Annotated in this window: 18 protein-coding genes; 13 read left to right on the top strand and 5 right to left on the bottom strand. The window is 41.0% G+C overall.

Annotated features, from left to right (window positions below; all coding sequences use genetic code 11):
• The first annotated feature begins 9 nt into the window (after positions 1–9).
• The 8 genes from ABUA31_RS13035 to ABUA31_RS13070 all read left to right on the top strand — a co-directional run bounded on the left by ABUA31_RS13035 (position 10) and on the right by ABUA31_RS13070 (position 4,365).
• Positions 10–225 (top strand): hypothetical protein, encoded by a 216-nt coding sequence (locus ABUA31_RS13035; protein ID WP_055144749.1) that lies wholly within the window; start codon positions 10–12, stop codon positions 223–225.
• 25 nt (positions 226–250) lie between these two features.
• Positions 251–562, top strand: a complete 312-nt coding sequence (locus tag ABUA31_RS13040) for a hypothetical protein (RefSeq protein WP_055144746.1) — start codon at positions 251–253, stop codon at positions 560–562.
• A gap of 40 nt (positions 563–602) precedes the next feature.
• A complete protein-coding gene (locus ABUA31_RS13045; protein WP_055144743.1) occupies positions 603–1,040 on the top strand; it encodes a hypothetical protein in 438 nt (145 codons plus the stop codon).
• Positions 1,041–1,065: 25 nt separating this feature from the next.
• Positions 1,066–1,854 carry a hypothetical protein gene (locus ABUA31_RS13050; RefSeq protein ID WP_055144741.1) on the top strand — a complete coding sequence of 263 codons (789 nt, stop codon included), beginning with the start codon at positions 1,066–1,068 and terminating at the stop codon, positions 1,852–1,854.
• 214 nt (positions 1,855–2,068) lie between these two features.
• Positions 2,069–2,302, top strand: a complete 234-nt coding sequence (locus ABUA31_RS13055) for a hypothetical protein (RefSeq protein ID WP_055144735.1) — start codon at positions 2,069–2,071, stop codon at positions 2,300–2,302.
• Between the two features lie 35 nt (positions 2,303–2,337).
• Positions 2,338–3,057, top strand: coding sequence for a PoNe immunity protein domain-containing protein (locus tag ABUA31_RS13060; protein ID WP_055144732.1), 720 nt, complete (start codon positions 2,338–2,340; stop codon positions 3,055–3,057).
• 55 nt (positions 3,058–3,112) lie between these two features.
• Positions 3,113–3,481, top strand: coding sequence for a hypothetical protein (locus ABUA31_RS13065; protein WP_055144730.1), 369 nt, complete (start codon positions 3,113–3,115; stop codon positions 3,479–3,481).
• Between the two features lie 29 nt (positions 3,482–3,510).
• Positions 3,511–4,365: a DUF2262 domain-containing protein gene (locus ABUA31_RS13070; RefSeq protein WP_015534800.1), complete on the top strand. Its 855-nt coding sequence runs from the start codon at positions 3,511–3,513 to the stop codon at positions 4,363–4,365.
• A 265-nt stretch (positions 4,366–4,630) separates the two neighbouring features.
• Here ABUA31_RS13070 and ABUA31_RS13075 read toward each other — a convergent pair whose 3' ends face one another.
• The 3 genes from ABUA31_RS13075 to ABUA31_RS13085 are packed head-to-tail and all read right to left on the bottom strand — an operon-like array spanning position 4,631 to position 7,557.
• A complete protein-coding gene (locus ABUA31_RS13075; protein WP_055144727.1) occupies positions 4,631–5,629 on the bottom strand; it encodes a virulence RhuM family protein in 999 nt (332 codons plus the stop codon).
• 13 nt (positions 5,630–5,642) lie between these two features.
• Complete coding sequence (locus tag ABUA31_RS13080; RefSeq protein WP_055144724.1) at positions 5,643–6,548, bottom strand: hypothetical protein; 906 nt, start codon at positions 6,546–6,548, stop codon at positions 5,643–5,645.
• A gap of 55 nt (positions 6,549–6,603) precedes the next feature.
• Positions 6,604–7,557, bottom strand: coding sequence for a hypothetical protein (locus tag ABUA31_RS13085; protein WP_117549080.1), 954 nt, complete (start codon positions 7,555–7,557; stop codon positions 6,604–6,606).
• 258 nt (positions 7,558–7,815) lie between these two features.
• Here ABUA31_RS13085 and ABUA31_RS13090 point away from each other — a divergent pair, with 258 nt between their 5' ends.
• From ABUA31_RS13090 to ABUA31_RS13110, 5 genes are all read left to right on the top strand, one after another.
• Positions 7,816–7,995 (top strand): helix-turn-helix domain-containing protein, encoded by a 180-nt coding sequence (locus tag ABUA31_RS13090; protein WP_015534801.1) that lies wholly within the window; start codon positions 7,816–7,818, stop codon positions 7,993–7,995.
• A gap of 134 nt (positions 7,996–8,129) precedes the next feature.
• On the top strand, positions 8,130–9,272 hold the full coding sequence (locus ABUA31_RS13095) for a site-specific integrase (RefSeq protein ID WP_055144718.1): 1,143 nt from the start codon (positions 8,130–8,132) through the stop codon (positions 9,270–9,272).
• A 90-nt stretch (positions 9,273–9,362) separates the two neighbouring features.
• A complete protein-coding gene (gene pyrE / locus ABUA31_RS13100) occupies positions 9,363–10,037 on the top strand; it encodes an orotate phosphoribosyltransferase (protein ID WP_055144715.1) in 675 nt (224 codons plus the stop codon).
• A 112-nt stretch (positions 10,038–10,149) separates the two neighbouring features.
• A complete protein-coding gene (locus ABUA31_RS13105; protein WP_349818300.1) occupies positions 10,150–12,255 on the top strand; it encodes an LTA synthase family protein in 2,106 nt (701 codons plus the stop codon).
• A 113-nt stretch (positions 12,256–12,368) separates the two neighbouring features.
• Positions 12,369–13,241, top strand: a complete 873-nt coding sequence (locus ABUA31_RS13110; protein ID WP_349818301.1) for a methionyl aminopeptidase — start codon at positions 12,369–12,371, stop codon at positions 13,239–13,241.
• Between the two features lie 122 nt (positions 13,242–13,363).
• Here ABUA31_RS13110 and htpG read toward each other — a convergent pair whose 3' ends face one another.
• Positions 13,364–15,322, bottom strand: coding sequence for a molecular chaperone HtpG (gene htpG, locus ABUA31_RS13115; RefSeq protein WP_349818302.1), 1,959 nt, complete (start codon positions 15,320–15,322; stop codon positions 13,364–13,366).
• A 249-nt stretch (positions 15,323–15,571) separates the two neighbouring features.
• A complete protein-coding gene (locus tag ABUA31_RS13120; protein WP_015534806.1) occupies positions 15,572–16,069 on the bottom strand; it encodes a DUF5721 family protein in 498 nt (165 codons plus the stop codon).
• Positions 16,070–16,249: the final 180 nt, after the last annotated feature.

Genomic DNA, 16,249 nt, shown 5'->3' on the forward strand with positions numbered 1-16,249 from the left:
GTTTTGAGTATGGTTGCAAAGAAAGGGAAAAGAAAAATAGAATATGAAGGAAATATATTCTATTGGTTTGTGCGTGCTGATGATAATGGAAGATTAAGAATTCACATTTTGTCAGAAGATAAGAAGATAAATCTGGAATATCCACCGTTTGATTCGGAAGTACCTGTGACACCATCCTATATTAGAAGGCTATTGGATAATTATTTCATGAAAAGTATAAGGTGAGACTCATATACGAAGGGAGAATCTTATGAATTACAATATTATTTTTCCTACAGCGTTTGACAGTATCAATCCTGATAATGATAATATGGATGTGCTTGTTCAAACTGAGAATGGGAAGCAATATACATTTGTTGTTGCTACTCCGGATAATGTGGCGTATCTTATGAAAAAAGATAATGTGCCATTCCTTAAACCCGGATCGCCGTTTATTTTTGTTGAAAAACTTACAGAGGCTAATGTCCGCATGCTGGTGGAGGCATTAATGGAGGAAGATGCACAACTTATCCGTATGTATGGAGAGGATGTTTACTTGACGGATACAGAGAGAATGTTTTAATTCTATGTTTATAACATAGATGATAGTGGGTGGACTTAACATGGCGATATGGCAGTTTCAATGCAATATTATACCGGCAAGATTAAATTTTGATAGATTAAGTCATGATGAAATGATTTCGTGGAAAGGGATACCTCAACCACCGCATAATCTTAAGTTTCTTGAACAGGAGGATAGTTGGTCAAAAGACATTATCCAGTATGGAAAATCGGATGAAACGTGTATAGAGTTCATATACATTGATAACATATTAGATGAAATAAGCTGTCGATTGGATTTGCGAAGTCTTACGAAAACCAACTTAATTTCAGTGATTGAATATGTACAAGAAATCGGTGCAATGTTTCTTGTGGGAGATAAGATTTACTCACCACGAATGGAAGAGATAATTGGGGTTATGAAAAAATCAAGAGCAAATCGGTTTTGCAAAAATCCAGTGGAGTACATTTTATCTCAAAATGAAAAATTAGAAATTTAGCAACACAATGCCGGGAGGGATCGATATGTATTTGAAACTGAATAATTATGAATATAAAATCACTGCTGCTAATGTAGGTTTTGAGATGTCAGAAGATAACAAATCATTAATCATGTTTCTGGATATAGACGGAAGCTATGAGGGTGAAGATTTGGATTATGAGCTTAGAACCATTAGATTGTATCATAATAATGGTTTTCATATCGGAGTAAAAGAACCAAATAAATTAATAGGAAAAAGCTTTGAATGGAATGAGGCTTATAATAACAAGGGCGAAGAGGCAGGAACTTTGTATGTGCTAGAGCACGAGGATGTCACATCAGGAAAAATTGATATTTTAGATGTTACGCAGGATTTGATTAAGGTAAAATGGTCCGGTCAGGCGAATGTGTTTTGGAATGAGGAATGTGGAGAAAACGTTTCTTTTGAAGCAGAAGTAGAAGCAAAAGTGCCATCTGTTCCAAAGGTAAAGGTGATAAATGGCTTTAAGAAGACAAAATTAAAAATAGATAAAAATACAGAAATCGAGCTGTTGAATTTTTCGGATATGGTAATGGAAGCAGAAAGGTGCAAGGAGTCATATCTGAAAAATGATTCGAATGCATGGTCTACTTTTGATAAAGCATTAAAGCTGAAGCTTACATATATGAAAAAGGAATATTACGGAGAGGCTGTATATCAGGGCTCGGGAACGAAATGTTATACGGTATTTGATGACCAGTGCCCTTTAAATGTGCAAATTACAAAGACTTCCATGTGGATTGAGAACGAGGAATATAAGTTTTATATTTTGGTAGAGGCTAAAATTGAGTAATATGGTTGAACAAAAAATAGTAAGGATGTAAAAAAATGATTGTAGAATTTCATGGCATGAAGTGTCGCTGCAGCACATACCGAACAAATGGAGAAGATAAGAATATTTTAACGCTTTTGAATGCAAAGGATTGGGAGAAATCATTGCAATATGATTTTACGGAGCCGCAATACGGTTTGTGGTGTCATTTCTTGACGGAAGAGGAAATGATGCTGTGAAAAACAGTTCTGTCAGACCGACTTTTGAGTATAATGGACAGTATTATAGAGTGGATGAAGTTTGTTTTTCGGATAAACCATTTATTGTGATAGAGTATGGAACATATGATGAACTTATGAATAATGCTATGGAGGATGCAGAGCCTTTTCCGTATAACTTAACTGAGGAAGAGCTATTGAATGAGGTAAAATATTCGTTGGGAATAGAAGTATGTCCGGGAGAGTATTAAGAAAAATTTATTAGTCGGAATGAAGGGATAAAATTATGAATAGAATAAAAGATGATTTTAAGTCAAAGGAATACTATCAGAAAGAATTAGAAAATCTTGAAAAAAGAATTAATCGATATAAAGATAATCTTAACCAAGAGAATGCCTCAAGACTTCATATTGCAATAGGCTTAAAGCTATTATCTGTTATTTTGATTAAATATCAATTGGGGTATGAAATTGATGAGATAAAGCATGATGTTTTGGAATATATAGAAAATGATAAACAGAAGGTTCTGTACTGTGAAGGGAACCTAACATATGACGATGTGGCTAATTTACTCTCATTAGCATATTTGTTTGATGTTGATTCTGAGCAAGTGGATTTTATTAAAACAAAAATGGTTGAAGAAAAATACATAGATATTCGTCTGGATATTATCCGTAATTTATATTTTGAAGGAAAGTGTTATTCTTCCAAAGGTTTTTATTATAGGGATAAGGGGTATTTCGGAGATTTTAGTAAAGAAAATGGAGGGATTGTAGATGTTTACAATGCTCCTGATGCAGAAAGAACTGACTTGTTTTTAAGACATTTGAACACTGTAAAGGACAAGCATCACAGAAAGCTTGTAAAGTATTATGAGTCATTAGCGGAAGACAGATATACATATACCGGTGCTACTGATATTGTGCTGACAGCAGTTGCAAAAGCGCTAGCGCTTGATATGTCTGCACTATGCGATTCGAAATATATCGCCTCCGATTTATTGTAAGGAACTACAGGTTGGGTATGTTGCAGTGTTGTGATTTATGGATTGGAGTGATTAAATGTTCGGAATAGAATTTGGTAATCTTGCCTTTAATTGCGAGGTTTCAGAACAGACTTTATGTATAGTAGTTGCAGGAAAAAATGAAACATCAAGCATTGATGAATTTATTCAAAAAGCTTTGGACTATCAGATAAAGAATGATTTTTCTTGTGATGCTGAAGAATATAAAAACTGTGTTTTTGTAGATGCTACAGACGATGTTGTAAAATGGCTACATGAAATTATTGAGGGAATGAATCGAAAAGTATCCTTTGAAATAGGAGAACCCATAAAAACCTTAACAGGTACTATAACAGATTTTGACAATGCTTGGGTTATAGAAACAAAGGAAATGTTTTATTATATATTTTGGTGTACAACGGCATAAATAGATTTGATTATTGTGGAGGAGCGACTATGGATATACATGAAATCTATCAGGAAGATAATAAATTTGAGGGTGAGGAGAGCATATATTACGTTCTTGTTGGAAAAGGTGACTCGTCCAGATGGGACAAGAGTCACAAGTATTATATTATTACACGTTCTGCTGTTGCAATCTATGATATAAACGCTGCCAGTATGGTGAAGAAGATAAAGGTTATGACATGGCCTATACCTAACGAGGAACATGATGCACAGGAGAAAAACAGCGGATATTTTAACAGATTTAAAGAGGGTGTCATTTATAAGGTGGCAGGAAGATTACAGTATAGTTACTTCGGAGAACTTGCATTTCTGTACATCAGAGAGGTTTTGGAAGAAAATGCATCCGGAACAAAGCTTGATAAAAATCAGGAAAAGTATCTGGCACCAATTGTCTTAGAGGATGAGGTGCTGGGGAAATTAGTGTTAGAAAAATCGGAAGGTCTGTTTGAAGGTAAGTATGATTTTGCAGGTAATGACATCACAATTTATATTGAGGTAGAGTGGGACAGTAAGGCAACTTGGAAAAAGCCTTTGACTGTTGCCAGAGATTTTGCAGAGCATATTGCTTCAAAGGATGAGGTGTTTAGATCGTATATTGCATCTGATGAGGATCTGTATGATGCTGCATTGGAGTGCGTGGAAGAATATGAAGATGAATGCGAAATTCATTTTTCTACACCGGAAGAATTTGCAGACGCATTAAAGGGTCGAATGAAATATATATTTGTGAATCAGAATGGCTCTTATACTGTAGGATACGATGATGGTTATGTATTTGGTGGACATGAGATAGATGTGGATGTAAATTCTAAGGGTGAAATGGTGTGTGCCGAGATGAGATAAAACATAGGAGCATGAGAAATAAGATGAGTGAAAAATCTGTTTTTATAAACCATTGGTTATATTCAAAGCCTAATCCGGAACCAAATAAAGCTGGAAATGTTGTTAGACGTGATTAATTCCGAGATTCAGAAATTTAATGAATGCGGATTGGCTGAATGGAGCGGAATCTTGGATGAAGCGATTGCTAAATTTGATTTAGGAAATCCAAGAAGTTGATTTTGTTGCAAGCGGGCTGTTTAGGCCCGCCTGAAGTATTTTTGGGTATTTATTTCTTGTCGGAATCTGCAATCTCTTCCAATGTACCAATGCTTTTGATAAAGTCCTGTTCAACTGGGGAAATGGTGTTTTCCAAGCGGTTCTTGTACTTGGTGTATTCGGCATGAGCCTTATCAAGTGCCTGCTTGTGGCTGATGTGACCGCTACTGGTAAGAATATCACGGCGGGTCATTTTCAGGTAATCGTCAATGGTTTCCAGCCAGTCCTTCATATACATTGGTTCCTGATTGAGAGCGTGTACCTCGGCGATATCGAGATAGGCTGTAACTATCTTGTTTAAAGCATCCAATTCCTGCTGGGTAAGATAGTTTTTTGCAATTTCTACATCGGGGCGACGGATGGTGTCACTAGCCCATGAGGTAAGTCCCATATTATCTTTTTCAGCATCGGCACGCTGGTAAATAACTTCTGCAGCTGTGTGCTTGTGTGCTGCCCAGTGCATCTTATTCTGCACCTGCTTAAAGAATAGGATGGAGCTTTCTGCACTAGGATCGTAATCGATGCTGGTAGCATAGATTTCCAGAACTTTTCTCCAAAATACCTTTTCAGAGGAGCGGATGTCTCTGATACGGGCAAGCAATTCGTCAAAGTAATTGCCGCCGCCAAGTCTTTTTAAGCGGTCATCATCTAATGCAAATCCTTTTTTCATGTATTCTTTTAATATTCTCATAGCCCAGATACGGAACTGTGTACCACGGTGGGATTTTACACGATAGCCTACGGAGATGATTACATCGAGATTGTAGTAATCGACATTGTAGGTTTTTCCGTCGGCGGCAGTTGTTGCAAAATTTGCAACAACTGAAATGCGCTGTAATTCTCCCTCTTCAAAAATATTTTTGATGTGACGTGATATCGTTGATTTGTCACGCTGAAACAGCTCTGCCATTTGGTCAATGGAAAGCCACACAGTATCATCCTCAAAGGTAGTTTCTATTTTCGTCAAACCGTCTTCGGTTGTGTACATAATAATATTGGAATGATTCATATACGCAGTCCTCCTATGTTGGTGTATCGTTCTTTTTGGCTCTGCTTTTATACACATTGTATTGGTTTTTACACTGTGGTGAGCAGAATTCCATATTCGGTCTGGTGGCAACAAATGCTTTGCCGCAGTGCTTACATACCTTCATGGTGGAGTTTTCATCCGTCAGCATAAAGGAAAACATCATCTGTACACATAACAATAAGGAATTGAAGTCCCAGACAATGGTAGGGCGTTCCCGCAATTCTATGCGGTAGGTAGGTGCCACACCGCCGAAAGCAGCCATTCCCTGACGGTATAGGTTACGTTCATTCTTATCCAGTCTGTCGTAGTCCAGATAATAAAGAAAGCTGGAGAAGAAGGTAAATGCCCAGTCACGGAATACTTCCACAAGCCATTCATAGGGCTCGGCATATTCATTCTGAAAACTCATCATAACAGCCTGCGGCTTATTCTTCATGGTCATAATTAAAGCAATCATCTCTACGCAGTCAGTACTCCAACTTGATTCCACACTTTTCTTGCGAAAATCAATCTTGTCAAAAGGGAAAAAGTAGGACAGATACTTCTCTGTAGAGATGCTTCCTTCCTTGATAAAATGATTCTTTGGCAGATAGACTGCCTCATATGTAATAAAATCCGGTGTGGTAGGCAGGGCAGTCATTAGTCCCAGCATACCGTATTCGGATACAAAGCTCATAATGGCTTCTTTTAATTCAACTTCACTTGCCTTGTTCATGGCAGTAGTACCGATGTTAATTGCGGTCAGCACCAGCTTCTCATAATCCTTGATAGGATTGTAGATGGATGGCTTGGCATCCGCAGAAGGTGTAATATAACACTTTCCGTTTGCGGCTGTTCGCCATTCGTATTTATCATATTTCACCCAGTTGGAACTGGATTTCTGAAAGATATTCTTCATAGTAATTCCTTTCTGTGCAAAAACTATTACTATCATAGCACGTCTGTATGCATATTTAAACTTTTTTTTTACGATCCGATCGATTATTTTTCTTGCGTTTCTTGGTTTCTTCCTTTGCCTGGTTTTCCTGTTCTCTGGCAATTCTTCTTACCACTACACCGATTTCCTTTAGTAGAGCCAGCTTTTCTTTATCCAGTTTTTCCATAGTAGCCGGGATCTCTTCTTCATGTCTTAATAGGAAGTCCAGTTCTTCCATGGTAAGATTACCATTGGTAGAAGGAAAATCCTCTCCCTGCCTGTCCACCAGTATCATAAGAACCTTTTTCTCAATCTGACCAAGAATAGTAGAGCGGACACCACGGATATTTCTGTCGCTCTGATTACGTAAAGCAGCAAGCTGACTGGTAGTGAAATCTCTAAGATATAGGAAGTATATCAACTCCTTATGGTCGTCCTTTAAGTCATAAATAATCTTGGAATAGTCCTCATCGGAAAGGGAGTTGTGCATCTCAAAAGGACAGTTAGAGATAATGTCTATATAGTCCCCTTTCATAAGCTGTCGCCAGTAAGCATGATTGATGGGAGCCGGGATAACAATGGCAAGTGGTGCCACATCCTTCTTGCTGTCTAGGTTTTCTCTGCCGATTTCGTGATATCGCTCCTTGCGTTCTCTGTTGGAATCTAATAGGTCCCATTCCCTTATCACTTCCTCAAAATCCGAAACAGTGCGGGCACCGTCCTCCAGTCGCTTTAAAGCAATGGCACGAAGCTCCTTTTTTAACATGGTCTTATTGGGGTGCTCATCCTTCGGCTGGAAATTATCATCTTTTATGGGATGTAATTCCTGTTCCAAATCCATTTCATTAAAATGCTCTAATTCAATTTGTAATTCCTGCTGGGATGCCTCAAAGGTAATATCCTCATCTATGGAAAAGGCTCCGTCTTCGCTGTCGAAGTTATGAGAATATTCCCAGAAGTCCATCAATTCCTGATGTTTTCTAATGTTCATTTATCCGTAAAACCTGCCTTGTATATACATATTTAAAATTTTTTGCAACTTTTTTTAAAAACACTTCCGCAAAACCCCTTCTAAATCTCCTATAAGTGAGAGAGTAATAGTTTTTGATAAGAAACGATTACTTTTGAAAAGAAATGGTATGCGCATAACCATTATAATATGACACAAACAAATGTTCTATATTTTTGGAGAAAAAACAGAAATTTATTTGTGTTTGGCTTAGAAATAGGATTTTGAGGAGGTAGAAGAATGAAGGATAAGGCTTTATTGACTGTAAAAGAGTTTTGCTCTTATTTGGGGATTGGTCAGACAAAGGCACGTGAGTTGTTGGCTGAAAATGCTGATGTATTCGCGGTTCGCATCGGAAACAGACTGTATGCTCACAAGGGCAAGCTGGATGAATGGCTTTTGAATCAGATTGGATGCTAGGAAATTTGATTCATAAAAAGACAATGAATTTATTAAATAACCATGAAACTAATTGAAAATTAAGTGTGTATATGCTACAATTGGATGGACTGATGGTTCCTTTCAACGTATATACACGCTGGAAGGAGGCAGATATGGGTAAATCCATAAAAGGTAAAGAACTTGGTAAAGGCATTACACAGAGAAAGAGTGATGGACTTTATCAGGGACGATTTGTGAATCGTTTCGGCAAGACGCAGACCATATACGCAAGCAATCTGAATGAACTTCGTAAAAGGATGCGTGAGGAACAGTATGAGGATGAGAAGGCACTGAATGTTGTCACCAAGGATGTAACCCTTGATGAGTGGTATGAGATTTGGATGAATACCTGTAAGAAGAATTGCAGGAATTCCACTAGGGAATCCTATGCCACACATTATAAGCGGATACAGAAGGAGCTTGGGTGGCGTAAGCTGACATCATTGAACCTGATTATCATGCAGAATGCACTCAATGAGCTTGTTTCTGATAATGCCAGAAAGAACACGAAAAAGATTCCGGTGGATATGCTGGAAAAAGCAATCGACTCTGATTTACTTACAAAAAATGTTGCAAAGCAATTAAACACGGTGATTTCCAAGGAAGATAAGAAGGAAAGACGTGTACTGACAGTAAGTGAAGCAGAGTTGTTTTTAGGTGAGGCACAGAGTAGTTTCTACTATAATCTGTTTGTGCTTGCCATAGAAACCGGAATGCGTATTGGAGAGCTTTGTGGTGTTCAGTGGAAGGACATTGATTTTGACAAGAAGGTACTGTATGTGCGTCACACATTGTGCTATTTTCAAAAAGATGGTAAGTACATTTTTGAGATGCATGATGCAAAGACCAAGAATGGAAGACGAACGATTCCATTAACCACGAGGGCGTTGGAGGCATTGAAACGACAGCGCATTCAAAAACAGAAGATTCTCTTTAAGGGAATCGAAACAGAGGAACAGTACAGGGACTTGGTGTTTGTTACGAAAAACAACAGACCTACACAACAGTTCATAGTGCAGGAGGCAATCGGTGCCATTGTAAACCGGATTCGAAAAGAGCATCCTGACTATGAGATGTTTTCACCACATTGCTTAAGACATACTTTTGCAACCAGAGCAATTGAGAACGGAATGCAGCCAAAGACATTACAGAAGATTCTCGGACATGGCTCCTTGCAGATGACAATGGATTTGTATTGTCATGTGACAGAGGATACACTGTTTACAGAGATGATGAAGATGGAAAAGGCTGTGTAAGCTCAAAAGTGTGTAGTAAGTGTGTAGTAAGGCTATTTTGAGAATAAGGGGTTCCCCGGAACCCCTGTAAATACAGGAGGTTTTATTAAAATGGAAGCATATAAGCAGGAATTTATCGAATTTATGATTGACTGTAACGTACTCAAGTTTGGAGATTTCGTTACAAAGAGTGGAAGAAAGACACCATTTTTTGTCAATACAGGCTTTTACAGAACAGGTGCCCAGCTCAAGAGACTTGGCGAGTATTATGCTGAGGCTATAAATGCAGAGTTCGGTCTGGACTTTGATGTGTTATTTGGCCCTGCATACAAGGGAATACCTCTCACAGTTGCGACAACTATGTCCATAGCAGAGATGTACGATGAGGACATCAAGTATTGCTCAAACAGAAAAGAGGTAAAGGATCACGGCGACAAGGGAATACTCCTTGGAAGTCCTATAGAGGATGGCGATAAGGTTGTCATCATCGAGGATGTCACAACAGCCGGAACATCTATTCAGGAGACACTTCCTATCATCAAGGCACAGGGCGACGTGGATGTCATGGGTCTTGTGGTTTCAGTAGACAGAATGGAGAGAGGCCAGGGCGAGAAGAGTGCGCTGACAGAGATCGAGGAGAACTACGGAATCAAGACAACAGCTATCGTAACAATGGCAGAGGTAGTGGAGCATCTTTACAACAGAGAGTATAAGGGAAGAGTTATCATAGATGACACCCTTAAGGCCGCTATCGACGCTTACTACGATCAGTACGGTGTAAAGTAGATATAATATATCTTAAAATATTGTAAAAAGTCTTAAAATATTATATAAAATAAAGATATGGAGTTAAGGGCCATATCTTTATTTTTTTTGTTTATATGGGAGATTTCAACGTATGATAAAGTTTTTTAAGGCGATGTTTGGGGATGTAAGGGAATATTTCAGAGAATGGTCGGGGTGGATACTGTTCACTGTGTTGATCCTGTATTATGAATTGCTGTTTCACGGCATGAATTTCAGCCTGGATGATGGAAACATAGCCGCTATAATAGCATTTGCGGTGGTGGCTGGAGGCGTGTTCGGCGTGCTGACAGGATTTTTTCCGCCGGTCATCAATAAGATACTTGCAACGCTGTTCACGTTGTTTACGGGTGTGATCTTCATCGCCCAGTACGTATATCATTCGGTCTTCAACAACTATCTGTCTGTTATTGGAACCATAAAATTCGGCAATCAGGCTGTGGACAATGCGGACACGGTCATATCCAATATAAAGGCACAGATAGTGGACGTTATTCTTCTGGCTGTCCCGGTGCTCATAATGATCGTGTGCATATGGACATTTATGGCATTTGACAGGAGAAGGTGGTGGGTGAACCTCATAGGTGCCGCCGGAACAGCTCTAGTGTATGCCACAACACTGTTTGTGATGTGGGCTGTGGACTCGGATGTGTACAGTCCGTACAATTTATACAAGGAATATACATCGGTTGATCTCTCTGTTGAAAAGCTCGGCGTCATGGAGAGTTTTGTGGTGGATGTCAGAGAGGGTATCGCAGGCAAGAGCTCAGCACAGAGCAGGATAAATTTTGCCTCGGGTGGTGAGGTCGATATCGACTCACTTGCCTCCACAGAGAGCACAACGATGCAGGAGATTACCACCGAGACGGTGGATGTCGCGGAAGCGACCACAGAGGAGGTTGTGATCGACACATCCCCGAATGTCCTGGATCTGGATTTTGATGCCATAAATGACCTTGCGGGAAATGATGCGGTTTCATCGCTCAGCGAATATTTTGCAAATATACCCCCGACAAATAAGAATGAATATACAGGTATGTTCGAGGGCTATAATGTCATATGGATAACTGCGGAGGGGTTCTCAGGCTATGCGCTTGATTCCGGTCTGTTCCCTACACTGTCAAAACTTGCGGACGAGGGCTTTGTCTTTGAAAATTACTATCAGCCGCTATGGTACGGTTCAACATTAGGCGGAGAGTATGCAAACCTGATGGGAAGCCCGACTAAGAACGGTTCATACCTCAGTATGTGCAGGGCTGCCGACAATGAGAATGGCATGCTGTTTTCCATGGCGAATACGCTCAAGAGACTCGGCTATAGCTGTTACGGATTCCATGACAACGACTATACATATTATGACAGGAATATCACCCATCCGGCGCTGGGATACGAGTGGATAGCCAGCGGTAATGGGCTTGAGTACCAGACTGACGAGAACGGGCAGGACATGTGGCCTCAGTCGGATCTTGTCATGATGGAGGAGACATTTGACAAGTATACAGAGACGCAGCCGTTCCACCTGTACTACCTGACGGTCAGCGGTCATGTGCCATATGGATACGGTGCGGCAAATGCCATGGCGGAGAAGAACAAGGCTGTGGTCAGTGACCTTAACTATGTCCTGGATACGACAAAGGCATATCTGGCATCCCAGTACGAAATGGAAAAGATGCTTGAATATATGATGAAGAGACTTGAGAAGAAGGGGCTGCTGGACAATACTGTTATCGTCCTGGCGGGGGATCATGTACCGTATGACAATATGGACGTTGTGGATGAACTGGCAGGGGAGAACTTTGAAAACAGTCTTGAGGCGTACAGGAGCAGACTTGTCATATGGTCGGCGTCGATGGAGAAGCCGGTGAGAGTTGACAAGGTGTGCAGCAGTATAGATATCCTGCCGACCATGCTCAATCTCATGGGAGTGGATTATGATTCGAGGCTCATCATAGGAAGGGATATCCTGTCAGATAGTACAGGACTGGTGCTGTTCCCGGACAGAAGCTTTATAACGGATGCATTTGAATATAACGCAGTCACGGACACGCTGACATCCCACACGGGTGCGGAGGTATCGGATGACAGCTTCATTGCGATGCAGCTATATGTCGCGGATAAATTTACAGCAGCTGACAACATAACAGAGTCGGGGTATTATACATATGTTGCCAGGTATCTGGGGATAGACGAGGATAATTGACAATATTTATCATATTAAAATGTGGAATTATTCTCAAAAACGTATTATAGTATTTGTGGCTAATACCATAGGTATGTAATGAAAATATTATGCAATAAAGAAAGAGGTTAATTATGAAACTTGGTAGAAATGATATGTGCTGGTGCGGAAGTGGTAAGAAATACAAGGCCTGTCACCTGGCTCTTGACGATAAGCTTGAGGATATGAAGAACAGAGGATTCAAGATCCCTACACATGCGATGATCAAGAACGCAGAGCAGATCGAGGGAATCAGGGAGGCTTCAAAGGTCAACACATCTGTGCTCGACTACATAACTCCATTTGTCAAGATAGGAGTGTCTACCAGAGAGCTGGATGACCTTATCTATAACTATACAAAGTCCATAGACGCTATTCCTGCATGTCTTGGATATGAGGGATATCCTAAGAGTGTGTGTATATCGGTAAATGATGTGGTATGCCACGGCATTCCAAGTGATGACATTATTCTCCAGGATGGAGATATAGTTAATATCGACTGTACAACAGAGTACAAGGGATATTTCGGAGACTCATCAAGAATGTTCATGCTGGGAAATGTTGATCCCGCATGGAAGAAGCTTGTAGAGGATACAAAGAAGGCTCTTGATATAGGTGTTGAGGTGTGCAGCAAGCCATATGTGACCATAGGAGATATAGGATATGCCATCAACAAATTTGCACAGGAGCAGGGCTATTCGGTTGTCCGTGAGATAGGCGGCCATGGAGTAGGTCTTGCAATTCATGAGGAGCCTTATGTAAGTCATATAGGACAGCCTGGCAAGGATTATGTGCTTGCTCCGGGAATGGTGTTTACCATTGAGCCTATGATCAACATGGGCGGCCCTGATGTATATCAGGATGCAGATGACTGCTGGACTATCTACACGGAGGATGGCTCACCATCGGCACAGTGGGAGTACACACTGGTTATGACAGAACATGGAGTGGAGATACTTGCCCACTAGGGAGTGGAATAGAATAAAAGAGCAGCAGCCTGATATGCTATCAAAGACATATCGGGCTGCTGCTTTTTGTTGTGTTAGTTATCCATTAAGATCTGCTGCCGTAAACCGGCAGACAGATTATATTACTTTGTAAGTATTCCAAGGATCTCGTTGCTTCTTGCGATGAACTTGGTCATTGCCTCTGCTGACAGTGGACGGTTGGCAAGTACGGCCAGATCATATAACTGGCAGCAGATCGTAGCTGTGTTGTCGCTGTCAGGGTTGTCCAGAACGTATTTAACAAGCTTGTTGTTGCTGTTCAGGATGAGTGTCTCTCCCTCGCCTTGACCGAACATTGATGGATCCATACCGGCCATGCCGTACATCTTCATCATTTCCTGCATACGTCTTGTCTCCTCAGGCTGGGTGAGGATAGAAGATGTATTCTCATCCTTCAGGGATTCAACCTTTACATTCAGGTTCTTCATGTCGAGAGCCTTCTCAAATGTAGCTGTGAGCTTATCCTTGTATTCCTTTGCAGTCTCCTCGGAGAGCTCCTCGCCGACAAAGTTGTCAGAGAGCTCAGCGTCTATTCTGTAGAAGTGAACATTCTCATTCTTCTGCTCAAGCAGTGTGATGAATGGGCTGTCGATGGTCTGTGTCATGATCAGCGCGTCCATGCCCTCAGCCTTGAACATATTGATGTACTGTGACTGAGCCTGCTCATCGGTTACATAGAATACCTTGTTCTCATACTTTTCCTTTCCTGCCTCAAGATACTCAGGGAGAGTTATATATTTGCCCTCGAGATTCTTGTATATACAGAAGTCCTTCATCTTGTCGAGAAACTTGAGATCCTTCAGACAACCAAACTTGATAAATGGGTTGATGTCATCCCAGTACTTCTCGTAGTCCTCTCTGTGTGTCTTGTACATGCCGGACAGCTTGTCTGCAACCTTCTTGGTGATGTAGTCTGAGATCTTCTTGACAAATCCGTCATTCTGAAGCGCACTACGTGATACGTTCAGTGGAAGATCAGGACAGTCGATACATCCCTTTAAGAGCATGAGAAACTCAGGAATTACTTCCTTGATATTGTCGGCGACGAATACCTGGTTGTTGTACAGCTTGATCGTTCCCTCAAGGTTGTCATACTGTGTATTGATCTTAGGGAAGTACAGGATACCTTTCAGGTTGAATGGGTAGTCCATGTTCAGGTGTATCCAGAACAGAGGCTCCTTGTAGTCGTGGAATACCTTTCTGTAGAACTCCTTGTATTCCTCGTCGGTGCAGTCGTTTGGATGCTTTGCCCACAGTGGGGTAGTGGTGTTGAGTGGCTTAGGAGCTTCAGGCTTCTTCTCCTCGGCCTTTGTATCGTCTGCGTCTGGGCCCTTGCTGTCCTCAGCATTATCTGCTGTGTCGCTGACTTCCTTTGCATCCACGTCTACAGTAGCATCCTTAGGATCTTCCTGTGGCTCGTCTGCGTTGGTGTAGTAGATCTCAACAGGCATGAACGAACAATACTTGTCGATGACCTCCTTGATCCTGTATTCATTTGCAAATTCATAGCTGTCCTCGTTCAGATAAAGGGTGATGGTAGTACCTCGGTCAGCCTTAATGCACTTCTTCATGGAGTATTCAAGGCCGTCCTCGCACTCCCAGTATACAGCGTCCTCGCCGTCCTTGTATGACTTTGTCTCGATGGTGACCTTGTCGGCAACCATGAATGCGGAGTAGAAGCCCAGTCCGAAGTGGCCGATGATCTGTTCCTCTGTTGCCTTGTCCTTGTACTGCTCAAGGAATGCCTCGGCTCCTGAGAAAGCAATCTGGTTGATATATTTCTCAACCTCCGCCTCAGTCATACCGATACCGTTATCGGTAAATGTGATGGTCTTGTCGTTGGCACTTGTGGTCACATCTATACGATATGGCTCATCCGGCTCGTCAAATTCGCCCATGAGAGACAGCTTCTTAAGCTTTGTCACGGCATCACAGCCGTTTGATATAAGCTCCCTGACAAATATATCGTGGTCTGAATACAGCCACTTCTTGATGACAGGGAAAATGTTTTCACTGTTGATCGATAAATTTCCGTTCTTCATAATTGTATACATCTCCTTAAAATATAATGGTTTTCAATGAAAGATGTGTCATCCCCGATCTGTGTTCAATCTTAATAGAAATGTACACTGACACATCAGGCTAAAAGGTATGATAAATCAGCTGGGAACTAAAGTCAAGAAAAAATTAGCACTCAGACAAAATGAGTGCTAACAGGGGCGGCGCGTAAAAAATCCGGCATCAGATGAGGTGCCGGATCTTCAAAAATCATATTAAATTTCTTCAAAAAATCAGCTTTCGGTGAAATATATTCCGGCAGTCTTCAGGAAATCCTTGATCTCCGCATCCCACACATGCTCAAGGGTCTTATCCATGGTGAATATGTTCTGGGTCGCCATGGATGTGAGTTGTATGCTCATGCCGTCATAGTAGACGTTCAAGGTGAGATTTGCCACATCAGATACAGGTATGGTGAGATGGTTCTTCTCAAGCATATCCATGATGTCCGGCTGGGAGAGCACGAGCACTATCTTGAAGCTCAGTGGCAGCTTCTTTCCTCTTATAACATTATATACATGTGGTTTTATGGACTCCCATGAGGCGTAGGATGTGGAAGCCATGAGCTCCAGCTCCTCCTTGTCATAGAAATCCTTGTTTACCCTTCCGTCAAAGCTGTATGTTATCCCGCTTTTTACAAATGCCTCCATGGCGAGAAAACGGTCAAATGTATTGTCCATCAGAAGCTTCTTCACGAAGTCCCTGGTCTCGGTGATGGTGATGTCTAACATTGAAAATCTCCTGTTTTCTGGATTGTGATCCAGCCGTATCTGCGTGCGGCTGCATGCTAAAAGTATATCAGCGGAATGTGGCAAATGCAACAATATAGATACACTGATTTATTGAATTATGGATACCCGTGTGATATAATGTACAAGGATTTAATGTCTAAATGTTATGGAGGGTTTATT

It is taken from the genome of Coprococcus sp. RTP31081st1_H1_RTP31081_211007 (assembly GCF_040227275.1).
GTDB classification, from domain to species: domain Bacteria; phylum Bacillota; class Clostridia; order Lachnospirales; family Lachnospiraceae; genus Coprococcus; species Coprococcus aceti.